This window comes from Microbacterium sp. CFSPD4_SD4 (genome assembly GCF_057364585.1).
Map to the genome: position 1 here is coordinate 334,559 of NZ_JBNFOC010000002.1, position 13,359 is coordinate 347,917.

11 protein-coding genes are annotated in these 13,359 nt (G+C 70.6%); 6 read left to right on the forward strand and 5 right to left on the reverse strand.

Annotation, left to right across the window (positions count from 1 at the left end):
- Positions 1-93 precede the first annotated feature (93 nt).
- From AC2W7E_RS05680 to mnhG, 6 genes are read left to right on the forward strand one after another with little or no spacing between them, the layout of a single operon-like run.
- Positions 94-3,066 carry a Na+/H+ antiporter subunit A gene (locus AC2W7E_RS05680; RefSeq protein WP_485988709.1) on the forward strand — a complete coding sequence of 991 codons (2,973 nt, stop codon included), beginning with the start codon at positions 94-96 and terminating at the stop codon, positions 3,064-3,066.
- Entirely contained in the window at positions 3,066-3,656 is a 591-nt protein-coding gene (locus AC2W7E_RS05685) for a Na(+)/H(+) antiporter subunit C (protein WP_025105193.1), read from the forward strand. Before AC2W7E_RS05680 ends, AC2W7E_RS05685 begins: the two co-directional genes overlap by 1 nt.
- Positions 3,653-5,206 (forward strand): Na+/H+ antiporter subunit D, encoded by a 1,554-nt coding sequence (locus AC2W7E_RS05690; RefSeq protein ID WP_062766066.1) that lies wholly within the window; start codon positions 3,653-3,655, stop codon positions 5,204-5,206. Before AC2W7E_RS05685 ends, AC2W7E_RS05690 begins: the two co-directional genes overlap by 4 nt.
- The gene (locus AC2W7E_RS05695; protein WP_025105195.1) at positions 5,203-5,796 is read left to right on the forward strand and encodes a Na+/H+ antiporter subunit E; all 594 of its coding nucleotides are present in this window, start codon (positions 5,203-5,205) and stop codon (positions 5,794-5,796) included. Before AC2W7E_RS05690 ends, AC2W7E_RS05695 begins: the two co-directional genes overlap by 4 nt.
- A complete protein-coding gene (locus AC2W7E_RS05700) occupies positions 5,793-6,062 on the forward strand; it encodes an MrpF/PhaF family protein (protein ID WP_025105196.1) in 270 nt (89 codons plus the stop codon). The genes AC2W7E_RS05695 and AC2W7E_RS05700 overlap by 4 nt, the downstream gene beginning before the upstream one ends.
- Positions 6,059-6,448 (forward strand): monovalent cation/H(+) antiporter subunit G, encoded by a 390-nt coding sequence (gene mnhG, locus AC2W7E_RS05705; protein ID WP_025105197.1) that lies wholly within the window; start codon positions 6,059-6,061, stop codon positions 6,446-6,448. The genes AC2W7E_RS05700 and mnhG overlap by 4 nt, the downstream gene beginning before the upstream one ends.
- Positions 6,449-6,514: 66 nt before the next feature.
- On the opposite strand, the gene AC2W7E_RS05710 is transcribed toward mnhG, so the two are convergent.
- The 5 genes from AC2W7E_RS05710 to AC2W7E_RS05730 form a co-directional block, all read right to left on the reverse strand.
- Positions 6,515-7,276: an alpha/beta fold hydrolase gene (locus AC2W7E_RS05710; RefSeq protein ID WP_025105198.1), complete on the reverse strand. Its 762-nt coding sequence runs from the start codon at positions 7,274-7,276 to the stop codon at positions 6,515-6,517.
- Positions 7,277-7,311: 35 nt separating this feature from the next.
- Positions 7,312-9,954 carry a penicillin acylase family protein gene (locus AC2W7E_RS05715; protein WP_485988710.1) on the reverse strand — a complete coding sequence of 881 codons (2,643 nt, stop codon included), beginning with the start codon at positions 9,952-9,954 and terminating at the stop codon, positions 7,312-7,314.
- Positions 9,955-10,086: 132 nt separating this feature from the next.
- The gene (locus AC2W7E_RS05720; protein ID WP_485988711.1) at positions 10,087-11,922 is read right to left on the reverse strand and encodes a YhgE/Pip family protein; all 1,836 of its coding nucleotides are present in this window, start codon (positions 11,920-11,922) and stop codon (positions 10,087-10,089) included.
- Positions 11,919-12,680, reverse strand: coding sequence for a hypothetical protein (locus tag AC2W7E_RS05725; protein ID WP_194088849.1), 762 nt, complete (start codon positions 12,678-12,680; stop codon positions 11,919-11,921). Before AC2W7E_RS05725 ends, AC2W7E_RS05720 begins: the two co-directional genes overlap by 4 nt.
- Positions 12,677-13,303, reverse strand: a complete 627-nt coding sequence (locus tag AC2W7E_RS05730; RefSeq protein WP_025105202.1) for a TetR/AcrR family transcriptional regulator — start codon at positions 13,301-13,303, stop codon at positions 12,677-12,679. The genes AC2W7E_RS05725 and AC2W7E_RS05730 overlap by 4 nt, the downstream gene beginning before the upstream one ends.
- Between the last annotated feature and the right edge of the window lie 56 nt (positions 13,304-13,359).

A 13,359-nucleotide genomic window follows, 5' to 3' on the forward strand; every position in this document is an offset into this window, starting at 1 on the left:
GCTCGCGGGGCCGACAGGCGCCTCGGCCCGGTAAACTGTACGGAGACCGCCCGCCTGAGCCACACGGCCGACGAGCCCCGAGGAGCCGCGTATATGCTGATGCTCCTCGCAGTGTTCCTTCTCGGGTCGCTCTTGATGCCCGTCCTGGTGCGCTGGCTGGGAGCTCAGGCTTTCGCCGTCGCCGCCCTCGTTCCGGCCGCCGCGTTCGTGCATGCACTCGTGCTCACGCCGCAGGTGCTCGACGGCCCCGTGCCGTTCGTCTCCGTGCCGTGGATCCCGCAGCTCGGACTGAACCTGTCCATGAACATGGACGTCCTCGGGTGGGTTCTCACGCTCATCGTCACGGGCGTCGGCGCGCTCGTGCTCCTCTACTGCCGCTGGTACTTCCACGACGAGGCCGCCGGCATCGGGCAGTTCGCGGGCGTCCTCCTCGCGTTCGCCGGCGCGATGTACGGTCTGGTCCTCACCGACGACCTCGTGATGCTCGTGATGTTCTGGGAGGCCACGAGCATCCTCTCCTACCTCCTCATCGGTCACTACCGCCGCCGCGCCGCCAGCCGACGCGCCGCGCTGCAGGCCCTCCTCGTGACCACCCTGGGCGGACTGGTGATGTTCGTCGGCGTCGTGCTGCTCGTCGTCGACACCGGGACGTCGAGCATCCGGGAGATCCTCGCCATCGCGCCGACCGGCCCGATCGTCGATGCGGCGATCGTCATGCTCCTGATCGGCGCCATCAGCAAGTCGGCGCTGTTCCCCTTCCACTTCTGGCTGCCCGGCGCCATGGCGGCCCCCACCCCGGTCAGCGCCTACCTGCACGCCGCGGCCATGGTGAAGGCCGGCATCTACCTCATCGCCCGCTTCGCGCCCATCTTCGCCTTCAGCCCGACGTGGCGGCCGATCGTGCTCACGCTCGGCATCCTCACCATGCTGCTCGGCGGCATCCAGGCGCTGCGGGAGACCGACCTCAAGCGCGTGCTCGCGTTCGGCACCGTGAGCCAGCTCGGCTTCTTCGCGGTCGTCGTCGGCTACGGCACGCAGGCGGCGGCGCTCGCCGGCATCGCCCTCGTGATCGGGCACGCGCTGTTCAAGTCGGCGCTGTTCCTCATCGTCGGCGTGATCGACCGGCAGCTGTCCACCCGTGACGTGACCGAGCTCTCCGGCGTCGGCCGCCAGGCACCGGTCATGGCCACGACCGCGTTCATCGCCGTGGCGTCGATGGCCGGCGTGGCCCCGACCATCGGATTCGTGGCGAAGGAATCGACGCTCACGGCGCTCCTGGACGACGCCCTCGGCGGCTCGGTGTGGGGCCTCGTCGCCCTGATCGGCGTCGCTCTCGGATCCATGCTCACTGCGGCATACGGCGTGCGCTTCCTCTGGGGCGCGTTCTGGACCAAGCGCGATGCCGAGGGACAGCGGCAGCCGGACACGGTCTGGCCCGACCCCCCGGTGGGTTTCCTCTCCGCGCCGATCATCCTCGCCGGAGTGACGCTCGCCGCGGGTATCGGCGCCCCGGCCCTCGACGTCGCCCTGCAGCCGTATGCGCTGACCGCGACCCCGGGACTCGACCACGAGGGGGCAGCCGTCGAGGGACCTGGTCACCTCGCCCTCTGGCACGGCCTCGAGCCCGCTCTCGGCATCTCGATCCTGTCGGTCCTGCTCGGCATCGGACTCTTCCTGCTCACGCGCCGGACCGGGTGGGACCGCCGCCCCCGCCTCCTGCCATTCACGGCCGCCGACGCCTATTACGTGGTGATGCGCGGCATCGACCGGCTCTCGGTGCTGAGCACGACGCTCACCCAGCGGGGCTCGCTGCCCGTCTACGTGGGGACGATCTTCGTCGTCTTCGTCGCCGCCGAGGTCACCGCGCTCGTGGCGAGCGACATCGACCGCTATCAGCTCTCGCTGTGGCACACGCCGGCCCAGCTCGCCGTCGCGCCAATCATGGCCGTCGCCGGCGTCGTGGCGGTGCGTGCGCGCAAGCGCTACACCGGCGTCGTGCTCGCCTCGGTCACCGGCCTGGGCATGGTCGTGCTCTTCGCCACCAGCGGGGCACCAGACCTCGCGCTCACCCAGATCCTCGTCGAGACGGTGACGATGGTGACCTTCGCGCTCGTCCTGCGCCGACTGCCGGCGCGCATGGGCGAGCACAACGCCTCCGTGAGCCGCATCCCGCGCGCTCTCCTCGGCATCGGCGTCGGCCTCACCATGGCGTTCGTGGCCGTCGTCGCGACCCAGTCCCGCGTGGCCGACCCGATTTCGGCGATCTTCCCGGAGATCGCGTACGAGATCGGCCACGGCAAGAACGTGGTCAACGTGGCGCTCGTCGACCTCCGCGGCTGGGACACGATGGGCGAGCTCTCCGTGCTCGTGCTCGCCGCGACCGGTGTCGCCTCACTCGTGTTCGTCACGCACCGCGCCGATCTCCTCGCCGCCACGAAGACCCTGCCCCGCTCGGTGCGGAAGTCCGCGCGCAGTCGGCCACTCGTGGAGACCACGGACGGTGTGCGCTTCCAGACCGCGGAGAACCGCTCGGCGCCGCGCGCCTGGCTCGTCGGCGGCCAGAAGATGAAGCCCGAGAACCGGTCGATCCTGCTCGAGGTCATCGTCCGCATCCTGTTCCACACGATCATCGTCGTGTCGATCTTCCTGCTCTTCGCCGGGCACAACCTCCCCGGCGGCGGCTTCGCGGGCGGGCTCGTCGCCGGCATGGCGCTCGTCATGCGCTACATCGCGGGAGGGCGCTGGGAGCTGGGCGCTGCGGCGCCGACCGATGCCGGTCGCCTCCTCGGCACGGGTCTGATCCTCGCCGTGGGCACCGCGGTCGTGCCGCTGTTCTTCGGCCTCGCGCCGCTCACCAGCACCTTCTGGGAGTGGGAGATCCCCGGCATCGGACACATGGAGTTCGTCACCTCGACGATCTTCGACATCGGCGTCTACCTCGTCGTGATCGGACTCGTCCTCGACGTGCTCCGCAGTCTCGGTGCGGAAGTGGACCGGCAGGCGGCACAGCGCACCGGCGCGGGCGTCGCCGTCGACTTCTCCTCGCGGACCGGGGGGAACGGCTGATGGACGTCTCGCTGGCCCTCATCGCGATCATGGCCGTGCTCTTCGCGTGCGGCGTGTACGCGATGCTGGAGCGCAGCCTCACCCGCGTCCTCATCGGTTTCCTCCTGCTCGGCAACGCCACGAACCTCCTGCTGCTCATCGTGATGGGCGTGCCGGGCAACGCGCCGTTCTTCGGCACCGAGGGCGACCTGAGCGACCCGCTGCCGCAGGCCCTGACGCTCACCGCCATCGTCATCACGTTCGCGGTCTCCGCGTTCCTGCTCGCGCTCATCTACCGGTCGTGGCAGCTCGGCCAGGCGGACACGGTCGAGGACGACGAGGCCGACATCGCGCTGCGCGAGCGCACCGACGCCGACGAAGACCTCATGGACGACGAGTCCGAGTCGGGCGACGACGACGCCACCACCGACTTCGTGGGCGTGCAGACCGCTCCGATCACCGTCCTGCACATGCGCGACAACCCGGCGATCCACGATGACGCGCCGTACGACGCGCCCTTCGTCCCCGAGCCGGAGCCCGAACCCGACGGTGCCGCCGACGGCGCTGCAGACCGGGACGACGACACGACAGACGGGGAGGGCAGGCCATGACCACGCTCGTCCCGCTCCTCGTCGCCCTGCCGCTCCTTGGTGCGGCGATCACTCTGGTCTTCGGTCGCAATGCGCGCCTGCAGGTGTTCGTCACCGTCGCGACACTCGCGGTCGTGTCCGTCATCGCGGCGGTGCTGCTCGTCGTCGTCGACGCGGGCTCCCCGCTGGCGGTCTCGGTGGGCGGGTGGCCGGTGCCGTTCGGCATCGTCCTCTACGTCGACCGTCTCGCCGCGCTCCTGGTGCTCGTCTCCAGCGTGGTGCTGCTCGCGGTCCTCCTCTTCTCCATCGGTCAGGGCGTGGCCGACGGGCCGGACGAGACCCCGATCTCGATCTTCAACCCCTCGTACCTGATCCTCGCCGCCGGCATCTTCAACGCCTTCATCGCCGGCGACCTGTTCAACCTGTACGTCGGGTTCGAGATCCTCCTCGTGGCCTCGTACGTGCTGATCACCCTGGGCAGCACGGAGTCGCGCATCCGCACCGGCGCGGTCTACATCGTCGTCTCGCTCGTCTCGTCGATCCTGTTCCTCGCGTCGATCGCGATGATCTACGGCGCCCTCGGCACGGTCAACATGGCCCAGATCGCCGAGCGGATGGCGGAGCTGCCGCAGGACACGCAGCTCGTGCTGCACCTCATGCTCGTGGTCGCCTTCGGGATCAAGGCCGCGATCTTCCCCGTGTCGTTCTGGCTGCCCGACTCCTACCCGACGGCCCCCGCGCCGGTGACCGCCGTGTTCGCCGGCCTGCTGACCAAGGTCGGCGTGTACGCGCTGATCCGGACGGAGACGCAGCTCTTCGCCTCGAACAGCATCGACACGCTGCTGCTCATCATCGCGCTGGCGACGATGATCGTCGGGGTCCTCGGCGCCGTCGCGCAGGCCGAGCTCAAACGGATCCTGTCGTTCACGCTCGTCAGCCACGTCGGCTACATGATCTTCGGTCTCGCGATCGCGACCCCGGCGGCGATCGGCGCGACCGTGTACTACATCGTCCACCACATCGTCGTGCAGACCACCCTGTTCCTCGCGGTGGGACTCATCGAACGTCGGGCCGGCAGCACCTCCATCCTCCGGGTCAAGGGTCTGCTCAAGATCGCGCCCGTGATCGCGCTGCTGTACTTCATCCCGGCGATCAACCTCGGTGGTCTGCCGCCGTTCTCCGGGTTCATCGGCAAGTTCGCCCTGTTCGAAGCGGCCGCGTCCGTGGGCACGCCGCTCATGATCGTGCTCATCTTCGGCGGCATCATCACGTCGCTGCTCACCCTCTACGCGCTCATGAGGGCCTGGAACCTCGCGTTCTGGCGTGAGGAGGAGGACTCGACCGAGACCGAGGGGCGCATCTCGTACCTCACCGGAGCCCCCGCCGCGGATGAGCAGCAGGAGCGCCGGCACATCCCCAAGATCATGACGGTGGCCACCGCCGGGATGGTCACCGTGACGGTGGCCCTGACGATCTTCGCGGGACCGCTGTACGCTCTGTGCGACCGTATCGGGGCGGGCCTGCTGCAGCCGGTCAACCTCGTCCAGCTGGAAGACGAGGTGGAGGGATGAGCCCCGAGACCAAGAGCGTCTGGCGGGACATCGGCATGCAGCTGCCGTTCCTCGCCTGGCTGATCGTGCTGTGGATGCTGCTGTGGGCCCAGTTCACCGTGCTCTCCTTCCTCACGGGACTCGTGGTGGCAATCTTCGTGACGCGGGTGTTCCGCCTGCCCACGGTCGAGCTCTCCGGGCGCATCAACCTCTGGTACGGCGCGCTGTTCGTCGTGCAGTTCCTCTTCGCGATCCTCCGCGGCGCGCTCTCGGTGACCGTGCAGGTGTTCGACTTCCGCAGGCAGCCCGGCACCGCCATCATCGCGGTGCCGCTCCGCTACGCCGACGACCTCGTCATGACGCACGTCGCCGTGGTGTCGTCGCTCATCCCGGGCTCCCTGGTGGTCGAGGCCGACCGCGACCGCGGGATCCTCTACCTGCACGTGATCGGCGTGCGCAGCCGGGAGGACGTCGAGACGCAGCGGCAGGGCGTGCTCGGCTGGGAGAAGCGCATCGTCCGGGCGCTCGGCAATCCGACCCAGTACCGGGCGCTCAAGGCCGACGAACGTGCCGGCCGCATCGACCCCGCGACGATCGGCGGTGCCCGATGAACACCCTGCTCCTCATCATCCTCGCCGTGTTCGGCGTGGCCGCGATCCTCGCCGTCATCCGCATCGTGCGCGGTCCGTCGATCCTCGACCGTGCCGTCGCCGCCGACGTGCTGCTGACCGAGGTCATGTGCGTGCTCGGCGCCGAGATGGCCATCAACGGCCACACCCGCAACATCCCCGTGCTCCTCATCATCGCGGCGGTCGGTGTGTTCGGATCGATCGCGGTCGCCCGGTTCGTCGCGAGAAGGGACAACACGACACCATGAACGTGTTCGGTCTGATGATCCCTGATGCCGTCGTCGACGTGGCGGTGCTCGTGCTCATCCTGCTCGGGGCGATCCTCTGCCTCTCCGCCTCCGTGGGACTCCTGCACTTCCGCGACGTGCCCACGCGACTGCACGCCGCGACGAAGCCGCAGGTGCTCGGGCTGCTGCTGATCTGCGTGGCGATCGCGCTGTCGCAGCGGTCCGTCGGCGGTGTGCTGTTCGGCCTCGTGCTCGTCGCCCCCGTGGTGCTCATGCAGTTCGCGACCGCGCCCCTGTCCGCGCACATGGTGGGCCGGCAGGCCTACCGCAACGGCACGATCGAGCAGCGCGGTCTCGTCGTCGACGAGCTCGCCGAGTCGAAGCAGACCCCTCCCGCCGCCGGCTGACCGTTTCGAGTCGCGCACTGTGCTCAATCTGGGCCGCAGATGCCGCACAGTGAGCGATTCGAAGGACTAGGTGCGGGTGGCGAAGGCCTCGATGAGGCGGGCGGCGGGCTCGGAGTCGCTGATGAGGGTGCCGTGTCCGTGGTCCGGGATGACGGCGAGCTCCGCCCCCGGGATGGCGTCGAGGATGTCCTGGCACCAGCTCATCGGGGCCAGCGGGTCGTCCTCGCCGCGCAGCACCAGCACCGGGCAGGCGATGCGCACGAACGCCTTCTCCGGCTGATGCACGATGGTCGCCCGCATCTTGCGGATCAGGTGCGGGCCGCCGCGGAGGTACTCGCGGGCACCGCGCCAGATCACGAGGGGGCGCTCGCCCAGGAGGTCCTGGAGGAGGTAGCGGGCCTGGGCGCCGATGTTCCGTTCGGCCTTGTCGACGGTCGGGCCCGCCAGCACGACCCCGGCCACGAGGGACGGATGCCGGGCGGCGAGTTCCGCCGCGATCTGACTGCCCATGGAGTGCCCGATCACCACGACGGGGTCGGCGTCGACATGCCGGAGATAGGCGGCCACCAGGTCCGCGTGCCGCTGCATCGTCAGCGTCCGTGTGGGCTCCGGGGCCTCGCCGAAGCCGGGGAGGTCGAGCGCGATCACCCGCCCCTGCAGCCGCTGGGTGAGGTCGAGGTAGACGCTGCGCCCCATGCCGATGCCGTGCAGCAGCAGGTAGGTGGGCGGACCGTCGCCGAAGGTCTCGGCGATCAGGGTCGCACCGCCGTGCTCGAACTCGAGGAGGGTGGCCGGCGTCCCCTTCGGGGCGAGGTAGCTGGTGGGCACCTGTCCACGCTAGCCGAGCACCCTCCACCCGCCTCTCAGCCGGCGGGCGTGAGTGTCAGGGTGTCGACCGCGGCCGCCTTCACGGCCTTCGGCGTGAACGCCCAGCGACGCTGGACCCCCGTCGACCAGTCCTTCGTCTGATCGACGTAGTGCGCGTGGAACGCGTGACCGGAGGCGCCGGTGAGGTGGATCCAGGTCGAGTCGTCGAAGTCGGCGAGGTCGACGACCATGCGCATGGAGGGGACGGTGGTGGTGGCGTACGAGACGCCGAGCTGCCACCCCGTCGCATCGACCACGGAGGCCCCGCCGCCCACCGGATAGGGCCCACGGTTGAAGAGGGCCTCGATCGGGGCGATGCCCGAGGAGCCGAACGTGTCGCTGGTGAGGGTGAGGGCGTGCAGGTCGCCCCAGTTCCAGCGCGCCACGTCCGTGCCCTGGATCCCGGACAGCTCGTCGTACGCCTCCTCGGCCGACAGCGCGAGCATCTCGTCCCGGCCGTCGACATCGAGCTCGGGGTTGCTCCACAGCGGGTCGTCCGGATCCTCCAGCATCGCGCCGACGACGGTGAACAGGCGGCCCTGGCCGTCGATCGGGAGAGGCTGCTCCCGCTCGGCGAAGATGTTCTGCACGAGGTTCGACCACAGCACGTTCGCGTACGCGGCCCCGGCGGACGACGCGATGTTCTGCCCGTCCCACGCGCGCAGCAGCTCGACCGCGCGCTGCGGACCCGCTCCCTCGACCTCGACGTCGGCCATCGCGACCACGAGCTGCGTGCCGATCCACATCTCGCCGTCCATCTGGATCTCGCGCATGTCGTCGGCCGTCAGTGGCCCGGCGGCGGCCCGCCGCTCGATGAGGTGGGCGATGCGGGCGGCGCGGTAGCCCTGGTCCCAGTCCCGCGAGAGGAAGTGCTCGTAGTCGTCGGTGACGATGGCGTTGTTGGCCGTGACGATGTATCCGGAGCGGGGGTTGTAGGACACCGGCAGCTCCTCGAACGGGATGTACCCGGTCCAGTCGTAGCTGCTGTCCCATCCGGGCTGCGGCATCCAGCCGTCGCCGGCCCCGCGGATCGGGAGGCGGCCGGGGGTCTGGTAGCCGATGTTGCCGTCGACGTCGGCGTAGATGAGGTTCTGCGCCGGCACGTCGAACAGGGAGGCCGCGCGGCGGAAGTCCTCGAAGTCCTGGGCGGTCGACAGCGCGAAGATCGCCGTCGCCGTGGTGCCGGGGTCGAGCGCCGTCCACCGCAGGCTCACGGCGTACTCGGCATCGTCGGACCCGGGGGCGTCGGGCACGGTGCCCTCCGCTGTGAGCCCGGGCGTCGGGTCGTCCGCGATCGCGGTGAAGTCGTCCGTGAGGCCGGAGATGATCGGTCCGTGCACGGTGGAGCGGATGGTGAGCTCGATGTCGTCCCCGCCGGCGACCTCGATGGTCTCCGTGCTCTCCTCCAGCGGCACGAGTTCGCCGTCGCGCCAGTAGGAGTCGCCCTCGATGCGCTCGACGTACAGGTCGGTGACATCGGTGGTGAGGTTGGTGAAGCCCCAGGCCACGCGCTGGTTGTGGCCGATGACGATGCCGGGCAGTCCGGAGAAGGAGAACCCGCCGACGTCGAACGGGCAGTCCTCGTCCACCGTCGAGCACTTGAGCTGCACCTGGTACCAGACCGACGGGAGCGAGGCGCCGAGGTGCGGGTCGTTGGCGAGCAGCGGCATCCCGGACTCGGTGAGGTCACCGGAGACCACCCAGGAGTTGGAGCCGATGCCCTCGCCGACGTCGCCGACGAGCATGCTCGCCGCTTCGATGACGGAGGACGTCTCCTCCCACTCCACCGTGGTGAGCGCCTGCTGCGCCTCGCCGTCGCCCTGAGGCGTGGGGAAGGCCGCAGGCTCGGCGCCGGGCTCCAGCGGCGGGACGGTGGAGATGGTGGGCACGATCACCGGGTTCCGGTCGAAGGGGTAGTCCGGGTAGAGCGTGCCGAGCAGGGCCTCCACGTCGGCGTCCGGGTCGTCGGCGAGCTGCCCGGCGAGCAGTGCGCGCTCGGTCTCGTCCTCGACGTTGGTGCGGAGATCCCAGGCCATCGCCTTCAGCCACGCCACCGAGTCCGCCGGCTCCCACGGCTCCGGCTCGTAGTCGGGGTTCTGCAGTCCGAGGACCGCGTACTCGAGCGACAGCTCCGCGCCCGAACGCGAGGACAGGTAGGCGTTGACGCCGGCCGCGTAGGCCTCGTAGTAGCCGCGGGTGACGTCGTCCATCGCCTCGACCTCGGCCTCGGCGGTGGTGCGCCAGCCCAGGGTGCGCAGGAACGCGTCGGTGCCGGCCTGGGAGGCGCCGAACAGCTCGGCGACCCGCCCGGAGGTGACGTGGCGGCGGAAGTCCATCTCGAAGAACCGGTCCTGCGCGTGCACGAAGCCCTCGGCGAAGAAGAGGTCGTCCGAGGAGTCGGCGGTGATCGTAGGCACCCCGCTGGCGTCGCGCTGCACGGTGACCTCCGCCTTCAGGCCGTCGAGCGTCGTGGTGCCGGAGGTCTGCGGGAAGGAGCGCTGGATCGTCCACGTCACGAAGAACGCGGCGGCGACGGCCACGATCACGATGGCGGCGACCACGAGGAACGCGATGCGTCCGATGCGGGCACCCAGGGAGGGGCGCGGGGGAACGGCGGACGCCGGCGAATCGGTCATCATCGTCGAGAACTCTTTCGGGTAGCCAGGTGGGACTCAGTCCCACCGAGCCCCAGTACGCGTTTCACGGGTACGCGCTCTCGCATCATAGCCGTCCCGCGCTCGCCGCGGGACGGACCGCGGCGAGCGGGAGGCTCAGCCGATGAGGCTGGGCTGCAGATCCCGCAGCGTGCGGCGATGCGTCATGCGGGTCACCCCGATCATCGCCAGCAGCAGCGCCCCCGCCAGCCAGGCGCCCAGCACCGCCAGATCCCAGCCGGCCCGGGCGTAGTCGCCGCCGTACATGAGCTGGCGCATGGCATCGACGACGTAGCCGAGGGGCAGCACGTGATGCAGTGCGGCGAGGGGAGCGGGCAGGGTCTGCCACGGGAACGTCCCGCCCGCGGTGACGAGCTGGAGCACCATGAGGACGAGCCCGAGGAACTGCCCCACGGAGCCGAGCCAGACGTTGAGGGCGAGGATGATCGCGGCGAACGTGGCCGAGGCGAACATCATCACCCCGAGGGTGCCCAGCGGATGATCGAACGTGAAGCCGAGTGTCAGCGCCAGGATGCCCATCAGCCCGAGCATCTGCACCGCGCCGAGCATCGCCGGCGTCAGCCAGCCCGCGAGCGTGATCCGGATCGGGGAGTGCAGCGCCGTGACGGCGCGGCGGGAGATCGGCTTCACGATGAGGAACAGCGCATAGATGCCGATCCACGCGGAGAGGGCGGCGAAGAACGGGGCGAGGCCCGCGCCGTAGTCCTCGGCGGAGGCGACCTTGTCGCTGGAGACCTTCACCGGGTCGGCGATCGTGTCGGCCTGCAGTGAGCGCAGGTCGGGGGTGGAGGCGGGGATGGCCTGCACGCCGTCGGCGAGGCCGTCCCGCAGCTCCGCGGTCCCGGAGGACAGGGTCTGCAGACCGTCGCGGAGCTGGGCCGCGCCCGCGTTCGCCGCGGCCGCGCCCGTCGCGAGGGTGCCGGCGCCGCCGGCGAGATCACTCGCCCCCGCGGCCAGCGAGGCGGAACCGGCGGCGAGCTGATCGACCTTGCCGACCGCGTCCTGCACCTGGGCGTTGCCCTCCTCGATCCGGGTGCCGAGAGGATCCAGGCGCGCGAGCACCGCGTCGATCTCCTCAGGCGCGAGTCCCTGCTCGGTGAGGACGTCGGTGATGTCCGCGCGCACCTGCGGCAGCGCATTCGTCGCCTCCTGCACTGCGGCTCCGGCCCGGTCGGCGACGTCGGCGAGTTGGCGGTTGCCGGCACTCACCTGCTGGGCGCCGTCGGCGAGGGTCTGCGCCCCGGAGGCGAGCTGCGCGGAGCCCTCGGCGAGCTGCGCTGTGCCGTCGGCGAGCGACGTGCTGCCGGAGGCCGCGGTGCTCGCGCCGTCGGCGAGCTGCGTGGCGCCGTCCGTCGCGGAGACCAGGTTGTCGCGCACGTCGCTGAGCCCGGTCAGCAGTCTCTCCGCGGCCTCGCTGCCGACCATCTCGGCGACGGAGCTGCGGATCTTCTCCACGGCCTGCGAGCCCATCGACGAGGCGAGGTAGTTGTTCGCGTCGTTCGTCTCCAGCTCGATCCGGGCCTGGTGCGGGTCGTCGCCCGCCGCGGAGGTGAGGGCGGCGGAGAAGTCGGCCGGGATCGTCACGGTGAAGTCGACCACGCCGTGGCGCAGGGCGTCGGCGGCCTCGTCCTCGGTCATGCGCTGCCAGTCGAAGGCGTTGCCCTCGATGAGGTTCTCCGCCACGTCCTCGCCGTAGTTGACGGTCTCGTCGGTCGCCGGCTCGGTACCGGTCGTGGGGGCGGGAGCGCCCCCGTCGTCGACCACGAGGGCCACGGGGACCTCGGAGAACTTCGCATACGGATCCTGGTTCGCCCAGAGGTAGAGGCCGCCGTAGAGGATCGGCACGCAGATCAGGGCCACGAGGGCGAGGATGCCCATCCGGCTCGCGGTCAGGCGGCGGAGCTCGGCGGCGATCATGGCGGGAACCTTCATCGCGCTTCTCCTTCCTCGTCGGTCGTGGGTTCGCCCTGGTCTGGGGCGTCATCGTCGGTCGCGGATTCGTCCGCCGCCACGCTCTCCTCCGGCGCGTCCGCCGCGGGTTCCGGACGTTCGAGCACCAGGGGCTCGATCGGTCCGGACGCGTTGATCGCATCGAACTCGTGCATCCGCTCGAGGGCGACGGCGGCGGAACCGCCGACGATCACGAGCATCGCGTACCCGCGGTCCGCGAACTCGGCCGCGATGCGCCACCATCCGTCCGGGCTGCCGCCGTGACGATCCGGGGCGACGAGGACGATGCCCTCGACGCCCTCGCGGAGCACCGCGAGCTCGCACAGGATGCGCACGCGCGCGGCCGGGTCGACCGAGCCGATGGGGACGGAGGCGAGCTCCTGGTACCCCACCCGGCCGAGCCAGCGCCGGGCGTGGAGCGGGGTCGCGCCGCGTCCGGCGAACATCAGCTCCTCGCCCACCACCCCGGCGACGGTGATGTCCGGGTGCGGGTCGCTGACGTCCGGGGCGTCCACGAGCGCGATGCGGCGGCGCAGCTCCTTCGGGCTCGCCGCCGCATCGATCGTGACGCGGCCCGTGTCCGGACGCATCCGCCCGCTCGCGATGAGGCCGAGCACGGTCGGCCGCTGCTCGGTCTCCGCGAGGGCGTAGCGGACGGCGCCGGAGTGGAACTCGAGACTCATGGACGGAAGCGCCTGGCCGGCGCGGCCCTTGCTGACCTCGTGCAACGTGATCCTCATGCGCGGACCTCCTGGTCCTCGGCGGTGATGTCCTGGTGAGTGGAGAGCAGCTCGTCGGCCTCGCGCCAGGAGAGCCCCGCGATGCTGAGCACGGCCCGGACGGCGACGTCGCCCGCGCCGCGGCTCTGCGCGTCGGTGCGGGAGACGACGGTGCGCGCCATCTCCTCGATCAGTCGGGCGAGCGTCGGGGCGGCGAGGTCCGTGCGGAAGCTGCCGTCCTCCTGTCCCCGTCGTACGAGGGCGGCGACGCTCCGGCGCAACGGCGCAAGGGCCGCCGCGGTGTGCTCGACGTGCGCCTCGTCGAGGGCGAGCGCGGCGGCGACCTGGATGTGCCCCGCCTCCTCCCAGAGCCGGGCGGCCAGTCGGGCGAGAGCGAGGCGGGCGTCGGGGTCGTCGATCGAGGCGGCGATGGCGTTGAAGCGCTGGGCGCCGGTGGAGACGAGTTCGCGGATCAGGGCGTCCCGATCCTCGAAGTGCCCGTAGAGGGTGCGGCGGGACAGGCCGGCGGTGCGGGCGATCGCATCGAGGGAGGCGTGCGGGTCGGTGGCAAGGGCGCTGCGAGCCGCGGACAGGATGCCGGCGCGGTTCTCCGCAGCGTCGCGACGAAGGGCGCGAGTGGTCATCCCTTCATGGTAATAACGTGCACAGCTCTGTGCAAGATAACTCAGCAACCTCGCAG

Excerpts from the sequence above, each read along its gene's own strand:
- AC2W7E_RS05690 (WP_062766066.1), top strand. The coding sequence starts at position 3,653 with ATGACCACGCTCGTCCCGCTCCTCGTCGCCCTGCCGCTCCTTGGTGCG.
- AC2W7E_RS05695 (WP_025105195.1), top strand. The coding sequence starts at position 5,203 with ATGAGCCCCGAGACCAAGAGCGTCTGGCGGGACATCGGCATGCAGCTG.
- AC2W7E_RS05725 (WP_194088849.1), bottom strand. The coding sequence starts at position 12,680 with ATGAGGATCACGTTGCACGAGGTCAGCAAGGGCCGCGCCGGCCAGGCG.
- AC2W7E_RS05680 (WP_485988709.1), top strand. The coding sequence starts at position 94 with ATGCTGATGCTCCTCGCAGTGTTCCTTCTCGGGTCGCTCTTGATGCCC.
- AC2W7E_RS05720 (WP_485988711.1), bottom strand. The coding sequence starts at position 11,922 with ATGAAGGTTCCCGCCATGATCGCCGCCGAGCTCCGCCGCCTGACCGCG.
- AC2W7E_RS05700 (WP_025105196.1), top strand. The coding sequence starts at position 5,793 with ATGAACACCCTGCTCCTCATCATCCTCGCCGTGTTCGGCGTGGCCGCG.
- AC2W7E_RS05685 (WP_025105193.1), top strand. The coding sequence starts at position 3,066 with ATGGACGTCTCGCTGGCCCTCATCGCGATCATGGCCGTGCTCTTCGCG.
- mnhG (WP_025105197.1), top strand. The coding sequence starts at position 6,059 with ATGAACGTGTTCGGTCTGATGATCCCTGATGCCGTCGTCGACGTGGCG.
- AC2W7E_RS05715 (WP_485988710.1), bottom strand. The coding sequence starts at position 9,954 with ATGATGACCGATTCGCCGGCGTCCGCCGTTCCCCCGCGCCCCTCCCTG.
- AC2W7E_RS05730 (WP_025105202.1), bottom strand. The coding sequence starts at position 13,303 with ATGACCACTCGCGCCCTTCGTCGCGACGCTGCGGAGAACCGCGCCGGC.